This is a genomic window from Bradyrhizobium sp. HKCCYLRH3061 (assembly GCF_051168015.1).
Classification (GTDB): Bacteria; Pseudomonadota; Alphaproteobacteria; order Rhizobiales; family Xanthobacteraceae; genus Bradyrhizobium.
The window spans coordinates 40,137-56,143 of record NZ_JBNPUE010000018.1 but is presented as its reverse complement, the minus strand read 5'-3'; the positions used below and the strand labels follow the sequence as shown (position 1 = coordinate 56,143).

Here is a 16,007-nt window from a genome sequence, read left to right as displayed (position 1 = left end):
TTGTTTTGCATATGCGAAATGCCGGGCTTCCCGCCGCTCCGGCGAACGCCTATGTCAGGCGTTCCCGGGACTCCGCAGGGCCTTGCATGTCGATCGACCTCTCTCCCACCACCGCCGATCTCTCCAACTGGCGCACTGCGCCGTTCAGCCGCTGGGCCTTTCACAACATCCGCGCGATCCTGCCGGTCGCCGACGTCGAGAGCGCGCCCGGCAGCGCCTGGCCGCTGCCGGCGAGCCCGGTTGCGTTCGAGGATTTCAGCGTGCGGCTGCCCAAGGGCGGCACGCTCGATCTCGACGGTTTCCTGAAGGCGACGGCGACCGACGGGCTGCTGATCCTGCATGACGGCCGCATCGTCTTCGAGCACTATGACGGCGGCACCGACCGCGACACGCCGCACATCCTGATGTCGGCGACCAAGTCGATCACCGGCCTCATGGTCGGCATCCTGTCCGGTCGCGGCGAGCTCGACATCGACGCGGAGGTCACGCGCTACGTGCCGGAGGTGGCCGCCACGGCCTATCGCGGCGCCACGATCCGGCAGCTCATCGACATGCGCGCCGGCATCGTCTTCGATGGCGCCGGCCTGCAGGCCTATGCCGATGCCAGCGGCTGGGAGCCGGTCGCGCCGGGCACGACGCCGAACCTGCACGATTTCTTCGCGACGATGCGCGCCCAGTCGGCGCCGCATGGCGGCGCCTTCAGCTACGTCTCCTCCAACACCGATCTGCTGGGCTGGGCGATCGAGCGCGCCACCGGCCGCAGCTTCGCAAGCCTCGTCAGCACGCTGCTGTGGAAGCCGATGGGGGCGAGCGGCGAGGCCTTCATTACCCTCGATCGCAAGGGCGCGCCGCGCTGCACCGGCGGGATCTGCGCCACCTTGCGCGATTTCGCGCGCCTTGGGCAGCTCGTGCTGTCAGGCGGGCGGCGCGGCTCGCACGCGATCATCCCCGAGGCCTGGCTCGACGACATCAGGCACAATGGCGACATCAAGGCCTGGCGCGACGGCCAATGGCGCGACAGTTTTGCCGCGATCAGCCGCAACATGCACTATCGCAGCGGCTGGTACGTCACAAACGACGCGCCGCAGCTGATGTTCGCGATGGGCATTCACGGCCAGAACCTGTTCGTCGATGCCGCCAACGGCATCGTGATCGCCAAGCTGTCGAGCTGGGCTCAGCCGGTCGACGGGCAGGCGATCTGGCTGACGCATCAGGCGGTGGCTGAATTTGCCCGCTGCCTCAAAGCTACGGCTTGAGCTCGCCGCGGCGAAGGTCTGGAACATTGGCGCCCTGCTCGCGATGAAACGCTGAGTTTCGCGACACGCTGTTTTCATGCACTTGCATGGTCTTGCCCATGTGTCTTAAGTGCACCCCTCACGTTCCCCTGCAAAGGATGCCCTATGCCTGCTCCGTACGCCATCGTCGCCCTCGTCGGCAGTCTCCGCAAGGAGAGCTTCACCCTGAAGATCGCCAATGCGCTCGCCAAGCTGGCGCCGGCCAGCCTGAAGATCGACGTCACCACGCTCAACGGCCTGTCGTTCTTCAACCAGGATCTCGAAGCCAATCCGCCGGCCGACTGGCTCGCCCTGCGCGACAAGCTGAAGGCCTCGAACGGCGTCCTCATCCTGACGCCGGAATACAACCGCTCGATCCCCGGCGTGCTGAAGAACGCGATCGACATCGCCTCGCGCCCCTATGGGCAGAGCTCGTTCCTGGGCAAGCCGGTCGGCCTCATCTCCAATTCGCCGGGCCCGCTCGGCGGCGTGGCGGCGGCCAAGCACCTGCAGAACATCATGCCGGGCATCTCGGGCCCGATCATGGGGCAGCCGGAAATCTACCTGAATGGCGTCGGCGACGCGTTCGACGCCCAGGGTGAGCTCGTCAAGGATTCGCTCAAGACGGTGCTGCAGCAATATCTGGATGCCTTCGCCGCCTTCGTGGCCAAGCAGAACGGCTGACCTTGGTCGTCGCCGTGCGGCGGTCGCCAACTGCATGACGGCTATGATGTGGGCAGGGCGTTGACGCGCCTTGCCCGATCCGTTTCAAGGCCATGCCGGACCTGCGCAAGGATGCGCATTGCCAAGGAAGCATGATGGCCCATTCGTTCACACCCGCGTCGTCGTCGAGGCCCGGCCCGAACCAGCCGGATCTCGACTCGGAGGCCGTCTGGCAGGCGCGGATCGACCTCGCGGCGTGCTTCCGGATGGCGGCGCGGCACGGGCTCGAAGAGGGCATCTGCAACCACTTCTCGGCGCTGGTGCCTGGCTATGACGACCTCTTCATCGTCAATCCCTACGGCTATGCCTTTCGTGAGCTGACGGCCTCGAAGCTGCTGGTGTGCGATTTCGACGGCAACGTCATTGCCGGCGATGGCCGCCCGGAAGCGACTGCCTTCTACATCCATGCCCGCATCCACAAGGCGTTGCCGCGGGCCAAGGTCGCGTTCCACACCCACATGCCCTACGCCACCGCGCTGTCGATGACCGAAGGCGACCCGCTGATCTTCGCCGGGCAGACGGCGCTGAAATTCTACGGACGAACCGCGGTCGACGCGAACTACAACGGGCTGGCGCTCGACGCGCGGGAGGGGGACCGCATCGCCGGGGCGGTCGGCAACGCCGACATCGTCTTCATGAAGCATCATGGCGTCATGGTTCTGGCGCCGACCATCGCTGAAGCCTGGGACGATCTCTATTATCTCGAGCGCGCCTGCCAGGTGCAGTGCCTGGCGCTGTCGACCGGCCGCAAGGTCACCGCCGTCGCGCCGGCAATCGCGGAAGCCGCCTCTCGCCAGATGCGCGAAGGAGATGCGGAATCGGCTCGGTTGCACCTTGAGGCCATCAAACGCATGCTCGATCTCGAGGAGCCGGTCTACCGGAGCTGAGGACTGATCGTCTGGAGGCTGGTGCGATGTCCAGATTGGAGCTTTCTGCCGAGCAGCGCGCAGCGCTGGATCGTCCCGTCTGGTCAGCCCTGACCACCGGGCACCGGGCGCTTGCCGAGGGCGCCGCGCATGCCCGTCGCTATCCTGCGGCGATTGCACCATTTGCCGCCATGTCGGACGACAGCGATGCCGCATGGTCGGAGCTCGCCGACTTCGCCAAGAAGGACGTGGTTGCGATCGTGACTCCCGCTCCTCCGGGCGACCTGCACGGCCTTGCCGCCTGGTTCAGCGCCAGCGTCCGCCAGATGGTTGCGGTCGAGGCCGAGGCCCCTGTTGGGGATGCCGTGATCGAAACGCTCGACCAGCGCGACATCCCGGCGATGCTGGAGCTGACGGCGCTGACCAAGCCCGGCCCGTTCCTGGCCAGGACCCACGAGCTGGGCCGTTATATCGGCATCCGCGACGGGCAGCGCCTGGCTGCGATGGCCGGGGAGCGCATGCGCCTCGACGGGTTCACGGAAATCAGCGCGGTCTGTGTCCATCCGGACTCTCGCGGCCGTGGCTATGCCCAGAGGCTCGTGACGGCCCTGATGACGGCCATCAGGGGCAGGGGCGAGACGCCGTTTCTCCACGTCATAGAGGACAATCATGCCGCGATCGCGCTGTATGAGCGTCTCGGCTTCGTGTCGCGAGCCACCTTGTGTTTCACGGTGCTTCGGCAATCCGTCAGCCCGTGACGGGTGATGCGACCTTCGTAAAGAAGCCTCGCGGGGCGGATTAGCAGATCCTTAACCAAGGCGCCCCATCTTCCGGCCATGGTCTCCCGCGCGCGGCTCAAATCGTTCCTGACCGGGCTCGCCCTCTACACGATGGCGGCCGCCATCATCGGCTATTTCGGCATCAACGCCTATACCGGCCGCTACGGCCTGACCGCGCGCCAGGAGCTCGACCAGGAGATCATTGCGCTGACCTCCGAGCTCGCCCGGCTGAAGCAGGAGCGGGCGGAGGGTGAGAAGCGCGTGTCGCTGCTGCGCTCCGACCGGGTCGATCCCGACATGCTCGATGAGCGCGCCCGCTTCCAGCTCGGCTACGCCAACCCGCGTGATCTGATCCGGATCAATCGGCCGCAGTGACGCGGGGCCGTTGGTCGCGGTGCCCCGAACTTCGGCAGACCGCGGCATCAGGAATTTCAAAAACACGCTCATGCGCATTCGTTTATTTCGCGCTCGTTGCAGTGCGGCAAAGCAAAATGAACCGCAATTCACGCAGTCCTTTTACGTGCCTTTGAGTTGAGCTAGAGAGAGCTACTTTTTCTCTCATCCGGAATTGCCATGGCCGCACCGAAGAAGACCGCCGCAAAGGAACAAGGGCAGGACAGAGATAACGGCCCGCCGCCGGAATTCACCAGAGAACAGGAATTGGCTGCGCTGCGCGACATGCTGCTGATCCGCCGCTTTGAGGAAAAGGCGGGTCAGCTTTATGGCATGGGTGCGATCGGCGGCTTCTGCCATCTTTACATCGGCCAGGAAGCGGTCGTGGTCGGCATGCAGATGGCGCTGAAGCCGGGCGACCAGGTCATCACCGGCTATCGCGATCACGGCCACATGCTGGCCACCGGCATGGATGCCAAGGGCGTCATGGCCGAGCTCACGGGACGCCGCGGCGGCTATTCCAAGGGCAAGGGCGGCTCCATGCACATGTTCAGCGTGGAGAAGAACTTCTTCGGCGGCCACGGCATCGTCGGCGCCCAGGTCTCGCTCGGCACCGGCCTTGCGCTCGCCAACCGCTACCGCGGCAACGACTCGGTCAGCGTCGCCTATTTCGGCGACGGCGCGGCCAATCAGGGGCAGGTCTATGAGAGCTTCAACATGGCGGAGCTCTGGAAGCTGCCGGTGATCTACGTCATCGAGAACAACCGCTATGCCATGGGCACGGCGGTGTCGCGCGCCTCGGCGCAGACCGACTTCTCCAAGCGCGGCATCTCCTTCAACATCCCGGGCGAGCAGGTCGACGGCATGGACGTTCGCGCCGTGAAGGCCGCCGGCGAGAAGGCGGTCGCGTGGTGCCGCGAGGGCAAGGGTCCGTACATCCTGGAAATGCAGACCTACCGCTATCGCGGCCACTCGATGTCGGACCCGGCCAAGTACCGTACCCGCGAGGAGGTGGAGAAGGTCCGTCACGACCAGGATCCGATCGAGCAGGTGCGCAACCGCCTGCTGGCGGCCAAGGTCAGCGAGCAGGATCTCAAGACGATCGATGCCGATGTGCGCAAGATCGTCAACGAGGCCGCTGATTTCGCCCAGGCCGATCCCGAGCCCGATGTCGCCGAGCTCTACACCGACGTTTATCGCTGAGCGCGCGCAAGCTGTTTCTCTGGAGCTGATATGCCTATTCAAGTTTTGATGCCTGCGCTGTCGCCCACGATGGAAAAGGGCAATCTCGCCAAATGGCTGAAGAAGGAAGGCGAGGCGATCAAGTCGGGTGACGTGATCGCCGAGATCGAGACCGACAAGGCCACGATGGAGGTCGAGGCGACCGACGAGGGCACGCTCGGCAAGATCCTGATCCCCGAAGGCACCGCCGACGTCGCGGTCAATACGCCGATTGCGACCATCCTCGCCGACGGCGAGACCGCCGCAGATCTCGGCAAGGCGGCAGCGCCTGCAGCCGAGATGAAGGCCGCGCAGTCGGCGCCGCCGGCCGAGCCGGCTGCTTCGGTTTCGGCATCGCCTGCGCCGACCGGCGTGGCTGCGCCGCAGAGCGTGGCCGAGCCCGATCCCGAGGTGCCCGCGGGCACCGAGATGGTGACGCAAACCATCCGCGAGGCGCTGCGCGACGCGATGGCCGAGGAGATGCGCCGCGACGGCGACGTCTTCATCATGGGCGAGGAGGTCGCCGAATATCAGGGCGCCTACAAGGTCACCCAGGGCCTGCTGCAGGAGTTCGGCGCCCGCCGCGTGATGGACACGCCGATCACCGAGCACGGTTTCGCCGGCATCGGCGTCGGTGCCGCGATGGCCGGCCTGAAGCCGATCGTCGAGTTCATGACCTTCAACTTCGCCATGCAGGCGATGGACCAGATCATCAACTCCGCGGCCAAGACCTTGTACATGTCCGGCGGCCAGATGGGTTGCTCGATCGTATTCCGCGGTCCGAACGGCGCTGCCGCCCGCGTTGCCGCGCAGCACAGCCAGGACTACTCGTCCTGGTACTCGCACATCCCGGGCCTCAAGGTGATCGCGCCGTATTCCGCCGCGGACGCCAAGGGCCTGTTGAAGGCCGCAATCCGCGATCCCAATCCGGTGATCTTTCTCGAGAACGAGGTGCTCTACGGTCACTCCGGCGAGGTGCCCAAGCTCGACGACTACGTGATCCCGATCGGCAAGGCGCGCATCGCCCGTAGCGGCAAGGACGTCACCATCATCTCGTGGTCGAACGGCATGACCTACGCGCTGAAGGCCGCCGATGAGCTCGCCAAGGAGGGCATCGAGGCCGAGGTGATCGACCTGCGCACGCTGCGTCCGATGGACACCGAGACCATCGTCGCCTCGGTCAAGAAGACCGGCCGTGCGGTGACGGTGGAAGAAGGCTGGGCGCAGAGCGGCGTCGGCGCCGAGATCGCCGCGCGCATCATGGAGCACGCCTTCGACTATCTCGATGCGCCGGTGACGCGCGTATCCGGCAAGGACGTGCCGATGCCTTACGCGGCGAACCTCGAGAAGCTCGCGCTGCCCTCGGCGGCGGAGGTCGTGCAGGCCGCCAAGTCCGTCTGCTACCGCTAAGGGACATCCCACCATGGCCGGACCCAAGGAGCAGCCGCTGCCGCCCGACGTCATCGGCCGCGAGGACGCCACCGAAGTGTTGCGCGCCTTCGTGCTCGATGGCGGGCTCTCGATCGCATTCCAGCGCGCCTTCGAGGAGCCCGACGTGTGGGGGCTGCTCCTGGTGGACGTCGCCCGACATGCTGCGCGCGCCTATGCGCGCGAGAGCGACTATTCCGAAGACGAGGCGCTGCAGCGCATCGTCGAGATGTTCGAAGCCGAGCTGGCTCGGCCGACTGACACGGGCACCACCAGCCCCAGGTCGAAACAAGGTCACTGATCATGCCGATCAACATTCTGATGCCCGCGCTGTCGCCGACGATGGAGAAGGGCAACCTCGCTCGTTGGCTCAAGAAGGAAGGCGACCAGGTCAAGTCCGGCGAGGTCATCGCCGAGATCGAGACCGACAAGGCCACGATGGAAGTCGAGGCGGTCGATGAGGGCACGCTCGCCAAGATCCTGGTGCCGGAAGGCACGCAGGACGTGCCGGTCAACGACGTGATCGCGGTGCTCGCCGGCGAGGGCGAGGACGTCAAGGCGGCCGGCAGCGCGCCGGCGGCGGCGGCTCCCAAGCCCGAGGCGAGGCCGACGGTGTCCGCGGCGGCGCCCGCCGCCACACCTGCACCTTCCGCCGCGCCCGCGCCGAAGCCGGCCGCGGCTCCTGCGCCGGCCGCTCCCGCGGCTGCGCCCCAGGTCAACGGTCACGCGCGCATCTTCTCGTCGCCATTGGCACGTCGTCTCGCCAAGGATGCCGGCATTGATCTCGGCCGCATCACCGGCACCGGCCCGCACGGCCGCGTCGTCGCGCGCGACGTTGAGGACGCAAAGTCCGGCAAGGGCCTGAAGGCTGCGCCGTCGGCGGCACCTGCCGCGGCAGGCGCGCCGGCGCTGGCGCCGTCGATGTCGGACAAGCAGATCCTGGCGCTGTTCGAGCCGGGCTCCTACGAGGTCATCCCGCATGACGGCATGCGCCGCACCATCGCGCAGCGCCTGACCGCGTCGGTGCAGAACGTCCCGCACTTCTATCTCACGATCGACTGCGACATCGGCAAGTTGCTCGCCGCCCGCGAGGAGATCAATGCGGCCGCGCCGAAGGATAAGGAGAAGAAGCCGCTCTACAAGCTGTCGGTCAACGACTTCGTTATCAAGGCGATGGCGGTGGCGCTGCAGAAGATTCCGAACTGCAACGTGAGCTGGACCGAAGGCGGCATGGTCAAGCACAAGCATTCGGACGTCGGCGTCGCGGTGGCGATGCCGGGCGGGCTGATCACGCCGATCATCCGCAAGGCCGAGACCAAGACGCTGTCGGCGATCTCGGGCGAGATGAAGGACTTCGCCGCGCGCGCCCGCTCGCGCAAGCTGAAGCCGGAGGAATATCAGGGCGGCACCACGGCCGTGTCCAACCTTGGCATGTACGGCATCAACCACTTCACCGCCGTGATCAATCCGCCGCATGCGACCATCCTCGCGGTTGGCACCTCGGAAGAACGCCCCGTGGTGCGCAACGGCAAGATCGAGATCGCCAGCATGATGAGCGTGACCCTGTCGTGCGATCACCGCGCCATCGACGGCGCGCTCGGCGCCGAGCTGATCGGCGCGTTCAAGCAGCTGATCGAGAATCCCGTCATGATGATGGTGTGACGTTGCGATCCGGAGCGGGATGGCAGACGGGGCCAGCGCATGCGCATCAGAACGCGGTGGCCCTGGATCACGGCACTGGTGAGCGCCGCGTTGTTTGCCAACCCGCTCGGGATCGACGTCATCCATTCTGCTTTCTACTCCGGCGAGGCGCTGTCGCGCGGCATCTGGGCGCCGATCGTGCTTGCCGGATTTGCGATCTGCGCCGTGCTGGTGCTGCTGGAGGCAATAGTTCGAGCCTTGATCTGGCGACGTTCCGTCGGCAGCACCACGACCATCTGATTTCCAACTGCTTCAGTTGAATGGGAGCCGTAATGGCCGACACATCCTTCGACGTCATCATCATCGGCTCCGGCCCGGGCGGCTACGTCACCGCGATCCGTGCCGCGCAGCTCGGCTTCAAGACCGCGATCATCGAGAAATCCTACCTCGGCGGCATCTGCCTGAACTGGGGCTGCATCCCGACCAAGGCGCTGCTGCGCTCGGCTGAGATCTATCACTACATGCAGCACGCCAAGGAATACGGCCTGTCGGCGGAAAAGATCTCCTACGATCCAAAGGCGGTGGTGCAGCGCTCGCGCGGCGTGTCGAAGCGGCTGAACGACGGCGTCGGCTTCCTGATGAAGAAGAACAAGGTCCAGGTGATTTGGGGCCGTGCCGCGATCGATGCGCCCGGCAAGGTCACCGTGACCAAATCCGACGTGGAGGCGCCGAAGGGCGCGCTCGGCGAGGGCACCTATCAGGCCAAGCACATCATCGTCGCGACCGGCGCCCGGCCGCGCGTGCTGCCGGGCCTCGAGCCGGACAAGAAGCTGGTCTGGACCTATTTCGAGGCGATGGTGCCAGAGAAAATGCCGAAGTCGCTGCTGGTGGTCGGCTCCGGCGCGATCGGCATCGAGTTCGCGTCGTTCTTCCGCACCATGGGCTCCGAGGTCACCGTGGTCGAGGTGCTGCCGCAGATCCTCCCCGTGGAGGACGCCGAGATCGCCGGCATCGCCCGCAAGCAGCTGGAGAAGCAGGGCCTCAAGATCATGACCGGGGCCAAGGTCACCAAGCTCGACAAGAAGAGCGACAGCGTGGTGGCGACGATCGACGACGGCAAGGGCAAGACCGAGTCGGTCGAGTTCGACCGCGTCATCTCGGCGGTCGGCGTGGTCGGCAACATCGAGAATCTCGGGCTGGAGAAGCTCGGGGTGAAGACCGACCGCGGCTGCATCGTCATCGACGGCTACGGCAAGACCAACGTGCCCGGCCTCTACGCGATCGGCGACGTCGCGGGTCCCCCGATGCTGGCGCACAAGGCCGAGCATGAGGGCGTGGTCTGCATCGAGGCGATCAAGGGTCTGCATCCGCACCCGATGGACAAGAACCTCATCCCGGGCTGCACCTATTGCCATCCACAGATCGCCTCCGTCGGTCTCACCGAGGCCAAGGCGAAAGAGCAGGGGCGTGACATCCGCGTCGGCCGCTTCCCCTTCGTCGGCAACGGCAAGGCGATCGCGCTCGGCGAGGACCAGGGTCTGGTCAAGGTGATCTTCGACAAGAAGACCGGGCAACTGATCGGTGCCCACATGGTCGGCGCCGAGGTCACCGAGCTGATCCAGGGCTATGTGGTCGCGATGAACCTCGAGACCACCGAGGAAGAGCTGATGCACACGGTGTTCCCGCATCCGACCCTGTCGGAGATGATGAAGGAAGCTGTGCTCGACGCCTACGGCCGCGTGCTGAATATGTAATCCGCTCACCGGCCGTCATGCGCGGGCTTGACCCGCGCATCCATCCCCTTCGAAAATCCTTGCGAAGGGGATGGATTGCCGGGGCAAGCCCGGCAATGACGGAGATGACCAGACGGGCACAACAAGAGGCTCCGCCGTGAAATCCAGCGACAATCTCACCACCGAGCGCCCGACCTTCGTCACCCATCTCGAATGCGCGATGGAAGGCGATCATTATCCGGCGGACCAGGTCCACAACCTCTCCAAGGCCGGCAAGCCGCTGCTGGTGCGCTACGATCTCGCAGGGGTGAAACAGGCGCTGACCAAGGACGCGCTGGCGCAGCGTCCGGCCGACATGTGGCGCTATCGCGAACTGCTGCCGGTGCGCAAATGCGCCGACATCGTGAGCCTCGGCGAGGTGATGACGCCGCTGATCAATCTGCCCAAGCTGTCGAAGAAGCTCGGCGGCGGCGAGATCATCGTCAAGGACGAGGGCCGGCTGCCGACCGGCTCGTTCAAGGCGCGCGGCCTGGTGATGGCGGTGTCGATGGGCAAGGCGCTCGGCATCAGGCACATGGCGATGCCGACCAACGGCAATGCCGGCGCGGCGCTCGCGGCCTATGCGACCTCCTGCGGCATCAAGACCACCATCTTCTGCCCGGCCGACACGCCAGAAGTGAACGTCAGCGAGATCGAGCTGCAAGGCGCGACCGTGTATCGCGTCAACGGCCTGATCGATGATTGCGGCAAGATCGTCGGCGAGGGCAAGGCCAAGGTCGGCTGGTTCGACACCTCGACCTTGAAGGAGCCGTATCGGATCGAGGGCAAGAAGACGATGGGCCTCGAGCTTGCCGAGCAGCTCGGCTGGGACGTGCCCGACGTGATCTTCTATCCGACCGGCGGCGGCACCGGCCTGATCGGCATGTGGAAGGCGTTCGACGAGCTGGAGAAGATCGGCTTCATCGGCGCAAAACGTCCGCGCATGGTGGCGGTGCAGGCCTCCGGCTGCGCGCCGATGGTGCGTGCCTTCGAGCAGGGCGTCGAGCACGCCACGCGCTGGGAGGACGCCCACACCATCGCGTCCGGCATCCGCGTGCCCCAGGCCGTCGGTGATTTCCTCATCCTGCGCGCCGTGCGCGAGAGCAAAGGTTTCGCCATCGCGGTCGATGACGAGAAGATTTCATCTGCGCTCACCGAGGTCGCGCGCGAGGAGGGGCTGCTGTTGTGCCCGGAGGGCGCGGCGACCTATGCCGCCTACAAGCAGAGCCTGGCCGACGGACGCGTGACGAAAAACGATCGCGTCATGCTGTTCAATTGCGCGACAGGACTTAAGTATCCGCTGCCGCCGGTTACCCGCACGCTCGATCGTCACCAGCCGATCGACTTCGGGCAGTTCTAACTAACAACCAGCACCGCGGCCTCGGGCACATGCTCCGGCGCAGACGCATCAGCGTCTGTGACCGGCGCGTGCGACACAAGGGAGGACGTGATGCGACGAGCTCTTTGCGCCGTGCTGTTTGTATGTCTCGTGCTGACGTTGCCGGCGCGGGCCGACAATTATCCCTCGCGCGCGATCACCGTGATCGTGCCGTTCGCCGCCGGCGGCCCGTCGGATGCGATGATGCGCATCCTCGCCGAGCACATGAGACAGACGCTCGGGCAGCCCATTCTGATCGAGAACGTGACCGGGGCGGGCGGTTCGATCGGCGTGGGACGCGCGGTGCGCTCGAAGCCCGACGGCTACACCGTGAGCTTCGGCCATCTCGGCACCCATGTCGCGAACGGCGCCGTCTACCGGCTCGGCTATGACCTCGAGGCCGATCTTGAGCCGGTGGTGCTGCTGCCGAGCAATCCGATGATCATCGTCAGCAGGAACAACATCCCGGCCAAGACGCTGCCGGAGTTTCTCGCCTGGGTAAAATCGCAGCCGAATCCCATATCAGCGGGCACGGCGGGCAACGGCTCCGGCAGCCACATCGCGGGGCTCTATTTCGAGCAGGTCACCGGCCTCAAGCTGCAATATGTGCCGTATCGCGGCACGGGGCCGGCGATGAACGATCTGGTCGCTGGCCAGATCGACCTGATCGTCGACCAGACCTCCAACGCCATCAACCAGGTTCGTGCCGGGACGATCCGCGCCTACGCCGTCACCGACGCCAAGCGGCTCGAGTCCGCGCCGGAGATTCCGACCACCGACGACGCCGGCCTGCCGGGTTTCCACATGACCCTGTGGTCGGGCCTCTGGCTGCCGAAGGGCGTCAGCAAGGAGATCGTCGATACGCTCAGTGCGGCGGCGGTGGCCGCGCTGGACGAGCCGGATGTGAAAAACCAGTTGAAAAACCTGGGGTTGCAGATGCCGGCGGCCGATCAGCGCGGCCCCGCCGCGCTTGGAACTTTGCAGCGGGCCCGAGATCCGCAAATGGTGGCCGATGATCCGCGCCGCAGGGGTGGTGCCGGAGTAGGCGCCCTCAGTTCCTGCCAACCAAGGATGGTTGCGCATCGGCCACGAATGTTGCGACGTCGCCACAGTTTGCGAAGTTTTGGTAACAATCTCCGGCGCTCCGCAAACGCGCCGCTTTTTAGCCACACCTGGTCGTGAAATACTTTGATCAGAACATAACCAGTGCGTGTGAGGCTGCCGAAAATCCACTTGCCGGATTTTGAGCGTTCTCCGCAGCACCGGGAGGCCAAAACAGCGATGGACGCGAAGACCGACATCAAGCGCAGGCTGCCCAGCCGTCATGTGACGGAAGGGCCCGAGCGTGCGCCGCATCGGTCCTACCTCTACGCCATGGGCCTCACCACGGCGCAGATCCATCAGCCCTTCGTCGGCGTCGCCTCGTGCTGGAACGAGGCTGCGCCCTGCAACATCGCGTTGATGCGGCAGGCCCAGGCGGTGAAAAAGGGCGTCGCCCACGCCGGCGGCACGCCGCGCGAGTTCTGCACCATCACCGTGACCGACGGCATCGCAATGGGCCATGACGGCATGCGCTCGTCGCTGCCGTCGCGCGAGGCGATCGCCGATTCCGTCGAGCTCACGATTCGCGGCCATTCCTACGATGCGCTCGTCGGCCTCGCCGGCTGCGACAAATCGCTGCCGGGCATGATGATGGCGATGGTCCGGCTCAACGTGCCCTCGATCTTCATCTATGGCGGCTCGATCCTGCCCGGCAATTTCCGCGGCCAGCAGGTCACGGTGCAGGACATGTTCGAGGCTGTCGGCAAGCATTCGGTGGGTGCGATGTCCGACGAGGACCTCGACGAGCTCGAGCGCGTGGCCTGTCCGTCGGCCGGCGCCTGCGGCGCCCAGTTCACGGCCAACACGATGGCGACGGTGTCCGAGGCAATCGGGCTGGCGCTGCCTTATTCGGCCGGCGCCCCCGCGCCTTACGAGATCCGTGATTCCTTCTGCATGACCGCCGGCGAGAAGGTCATGGAGCTGATCGCCGCCAACATCCGGCCGCGCGACATCGTCACGCGAAAATCCCTGGAAAATGCCGCTGCGGTTGTGGCGGCGTCCGGCGGGTCGACCAATGCTGCGCTGCATCTACCTGCGATTGCACACGAGGCCGGCATCAAGTTCGACTTATTCGACGTCGCCGAAATCTTCAAAAAGACACCTTATATCGCGGATTTGAAGCCGGGTGGCCGCTATGTCGCCAAAGACATGTTCGAGGCTGGTGGCATTCCGCTCTTGATGAAGACGTTGCTCGACCATGGCTATTTGAACGGCGACTGCCTCACAGTCACCGGCCGGACGATCGCCGAAAACCTCAAAGGCGTGAAGTGGAATCCGCACCAGGACGTGGTGAGGCCGGCCGACCAGCCGATCACTGCAACCGGAGGTGTGGTCGGTCTGAAAGGCAATCTCGCGCCGGAGGGCGCGATCGTGAAAGTCGCGGGCATGTCGAACTTGAAATTCTCTGGGCCGGCCCGCTGCTTTGATCGGGAAGAGGACGCCTTTGACGCCGTCCAGAAGCGTACCTATCGCGAAGGCGACGTGATCGTCATTCGCTACGAGGGGCCGCGCGGCGGTCCGGGCATGCGGGAAATGCTGCAGACCACGGCGGCGCTGACCGGGCAGGGCATGGGCGGCAAGATCGCGCTGATCACCGACGGCCGGTTCTCGGGCGCGACGCGGGGCTTCTGCATCGGCCATATCGGACCGGAGGCGGCGGTCGGCGGACCGATCGCGCTGGTCGCGGATGGCGACATCATCGAGATCGACGCCGAGGCGGGCATCCTTAACGTGAAGTTGAGCGATGCCGAGCTGGCGACACGCAAGACCAAGTGGACGCCGCGTGAGACGCATCACACGTCAGGTGCACTTTGGAAATATGCCCAGCAGGTGGGGCCGGCCGTGGCGGGCGCCGTGACCCATCCAGGTGGTGCGCAAGAGAAGTATTGCTATGCGGACATCTGATCGGATCCTTTTCGCATTGATGCTGGGGGTTGCCCCGCTCGCGTTGCCGACGCCATCGTTCGCGTTCGATGGCGCTCCGGTCAACCAGGAGCCGGCGATCCCCGTGGCTGGACAGCAGGCTGGCGCCGGCGCGCTGCGCAAGGCGCTGCCCGCGACGACGTCCTCGACCTCGCCCACGCAGTCCCTGACGGCGCTGCAATACGCGGCGGAGGAAGGTCACCCGATTGCGCAGTTCAAGCTCGGCCGCATGTATGCGGCGGGCGATGGCGTTGCGCGCGACGACATGCGCGCCTTCGACTATTTCAGCCGCATCGCCAATGCGCATGCGGAGGACAGTCCGTCGGCGCCTCAGGCGCAGATCGTCGCCAATGCCTTTGTCGCGCTCGGCCGCTATTACCTGAGCGGCATTCCGAACACGAAGGTCAAGGCCGATCCGGATCGCGCGCGGGAGATGTTCTCCTATGCGGCGTCCTATTTCGGCAATGCCGACGCCCAGTACGATCTGGCGCGGATGTACCTGAAGACCGCAGACGCCTCGCGCGACGACTTCCGCTATGGCGCGCGCTGGCTCGGCCTCGCCGCACAGAAGGGCCAGCACCAGGCCCAGGCGCTGCTTGGTCAGATGCTGTTCAACGGCGACCGGTTGCCGCGCCAGCCGGCGCGCGGACTGATGTGGCTCACGCTGGCGCGCGACAGCGCCGGTCCGGACGAAGCCTGGATCAAGGAGAGCTACAACCGCGCCTTCGCCAAGGCCTCGGACGATGACCGCGCCTCGGCGCTGCAGATGCTCGAGAGCTGGGTGCAGGGCAAGCGCGAGTAGCAGGAGCGGAATGCATCGCGTTCCCTCCGTTCGACAGAGGGACTGCGATGATCATCCGCGATGCGACGGCTGACGATGCCGAGGCGGCCTGCGCCGTGCTGCGCGCCTCCATATCCGAATTGTGCCTGGCGGATCACCGCGGCAACCCTGATATCCTGGCGCGCTGGCTCGCCAACAAGACACCGCAGAACGTCGCGGCCTGGGCGGACGGGCGAGGGCGATCGTTGCTCGTCGCGGTCGAGGATGATGTGATTCTCGCCGTCGGCGGGCTCGCCCACCCCGGCGAGATCACGCTCAACTACGTGTCGCCGCGCGGACGCTTTCGCGGCATCAGCTCGGCTCTGCTGGCGGAGCTGGAGCGGCGGGCGGCCGCACTGGGCGCGCGTGACGTGGCCCTGCTGAGCACCGAGACCGCGCACCGATTCTATCTCGCCCGCGGCTACGCGGATGTCGGCGTGCCCGCCGGCAAGTTCGGCACCGCGGCCTCCTATCCGATGAGCAAGACCCTCGCCACTGCGCCGTGAGTCGCGAGCCATGGTGAGACATCGAGGCCATGGCCGCGGATGCCTAACGAATAGGCGTTGGCGCGCCGATGTTTTGATCAGCGTCAGGTTCCATAACCAAAATCGGCGATCTTTGGTACACGAACGACCGCGATGACGCCAAAACGCGCTTGGCACGATTCGTGAGTGCAAGTCCCCTGCAA

General features: G+C 65.6%; 15 protein-coding genes and 1 pseudogene. All 16 read left to right on the top strand.

The genetic code is table 11. The features are described from left to right. Positions 1-86 precede the first annotated feature (86 nt). The 16 genes and pseudogenes from ACQR2C_RS25675 to ACQR2C_RS25600 all read left to right on the top strand — a co-directional run bounded on the left by ACQR2C_RS25675 (position 87) and on the right by ACQR2C_RS25600 (position 15,825). Positions 87-1,256 (top strand): serine hydrolase domain-containing protein, encoded by a 1,170-nt coding sequence (locus ACQR2C_RS25675; protein WP_434882398.1) that lies wholly within the window; start codon positions 87-89, stop codon positions 1,254-1,256. 144 nt (positions 1,257-1,400) lie between these two features. Next, positions 1,401-1,958 (top strand): NADPH-dependent FMN reductase, encoded by a 558-nt coding sequence (locus ACQR2C_RS25670; protein WP_316178495.1) that lies wholly within the window; start codon positions 1,401-1,403, stop codon positions 1,956-1,958. Positions 1,959-2,092: 134 nt separating this feature from the next. Beyond that, positions 2,093-2,884, top strand: a complete 792-nt coding sequence (locus ACQR2C_RS25665; RefSeq protein ID WP_434882397.1) for an aldolase — start codon at positions 2,093-2,095, stop codon at positions 2,882-2,884. A 26-nt stretch (positions 2,885-2,910) separates the two neighbouring features. After that, positions 2,911-3,621: a GNAT family N-acetyltransferase gene (locus tag ACQR2C_RS25660; RefSeq protein WP_434882396.1), complete on the top strand. Its 711-nt coding sequence runs from the start codon at positions 2,911-2,913 to the stop codon at positions 3,619-3,621. A 78-nt stretch (positions 3,622-3,699) separates the two neighbouring features. Beyond that, on the top strand, positions 3,700-4,017 hold the full coding sequence (locus ACQR2C_RS25655) for an FtsB family cell division protein (RefSeq protein ID WP_316175304.1): 318 nt from the start codon (positions 3,700-3,702) through the stop codon (positions 4,015-4,017). 198 nt (positions 4,018-4,215) lie between these two features. Continuing rightward, complete coding sequence (gene pdhA, locus ACQR2C_RS25650; protein WP_316178501.1) at positions 4,216-5,238, top strand: pyruvate dehydrogenase (acetyl-transferring) E1 component subunit alpha; 1,023 nt, start codon at positions 4,216-4,218, stop codon at positions 5,236-5,238. Positions 5,239-5,268: 30 nt separating this feature from the next. Beyond that, the gene (locus ACQR2C_RS25645; RefSeq protein ID WP_315799783.1) at positions 5,269-6,666 is read left to right on the top strand and encodes a pyruvate dehydrogenase complex E1 component subunit beta; all 1,398 of its coding nucleotides are present in this window, start codon (positions 5,269-5,271) and stop codon (positions 6,664-6,666) included. A gap of 13 nt (positions 6,667-6,679) precedes the next feature. After that, positions 6,680-6,985 (top strand): DUF5076 domain-containing protein, encoded by a 306-nt coding sequence (locus ACQR2C_RS25640; protein WP_015666657.1) that lies wholly within the window; start codon positions 6,680-6,682, stop codon positions 6,983-6,985. A gap of 2 nt (positions 6,986-6,987) precedes the next feature. Further along, the gene (locus ACQR2C_RS25635) at positions 6,988-8,346 is read left to right on the top strand and encodes a pyruvate dehydrogenase complex dihydrolipoamide acetyltransferase (protein WP_434882395.1); all 1,359 of its coding nucleotides are present in this window, start codon (positions 6,988-6,990) and stop codon (positions 8,344-8,346) included. Between the two features lie 39 nt (positions 8,347-8,385). Beyond that, on the top strand, positions 8,386-8,625 hold the full coding sequence (locus ACQR2C_RS25630) for a hypothetical protein (protein WP_315799785.1): 240 nt from the start codon (positions 8,386-8,388) through the stop codon (positions 8,623-8,625). A 32-nt stretch (positions 8,626-8,657) separates the two neighbouring features. Further along, the gene (gene lpdA / locus ACQR2C_RS25625) at positions 8,658-10,079 is read left to right on the top strand and encodes a dihydrolipoyl dehydrogenase (protein WP_434882394.1); all 1,422 of its coding nucleotides are present in this window, start codon (positions 8,658-8,660) and stop codon (positions 10,077-10,079) included. A gap of 136 nt (positions 10,080-10,215) precedes the next feature. Further along, complete coding sequence (locus ACQR2C_RS25620) at positions 10,216-11,457, top strand: threonine synthase (protein ID WP_316178511.1); 1,242 nt, start codon at positions 10,216-10,218, stop codon at positions 11,455-11,457. A 90-nt stretch (positions 11,458-11,547) separates the two neighbouring features. Beyond that, positions 11,548-12,520: pseudogene (locus ACQR2C_RS25615) on the top strand (tripartite tricarboxylate transporter substrate binding protein BugD). A gap of 236 nt (positions 12,521-12,756) precedes the next feature. Further along, the gene (gene ilvD / locus ACQR2C_RS25610; RefSeq protein WP_434872875.1) at positions 12,757-14,481 is read left to right on the top strand and encodes a dihydroxy-acid dehydratase; all 1,725 of its coding nucleotides are present in this window, start codon (positions 12,757-12,759) and stop codon (positions 14,479-14,481) included. A 103-nt stretch (positions 14,482-14,584) separates the two neighbouring features. Next, a complete protein-coding gene (locus ACQR2C_RS25605) occupies positions 14,585-15,301 on the top strand; it encodes a tetratricopeptide repeat protein (RefSeq protein ID WP_409977886.1) in 717 nt (238 codons plus the stop codon). A 47-nt stretch (positions 15,302-15,348) separates the two neighbouring features. Beyond that, the gene (locus ACQR2C_RS25600) at positions 15,349-15,825 is read left to right on the top strand and encodes a GNAT family N-acetyltransferase (RefSeq protein WP_434872874.1); all 477 of its coding nucleotides are present in this window, start codon (positions 15,349-15,351) and stop codon (positions 15,823-15,825) included. Positions 15,826-16,007 lie beyond the last annotated feature (182 nt).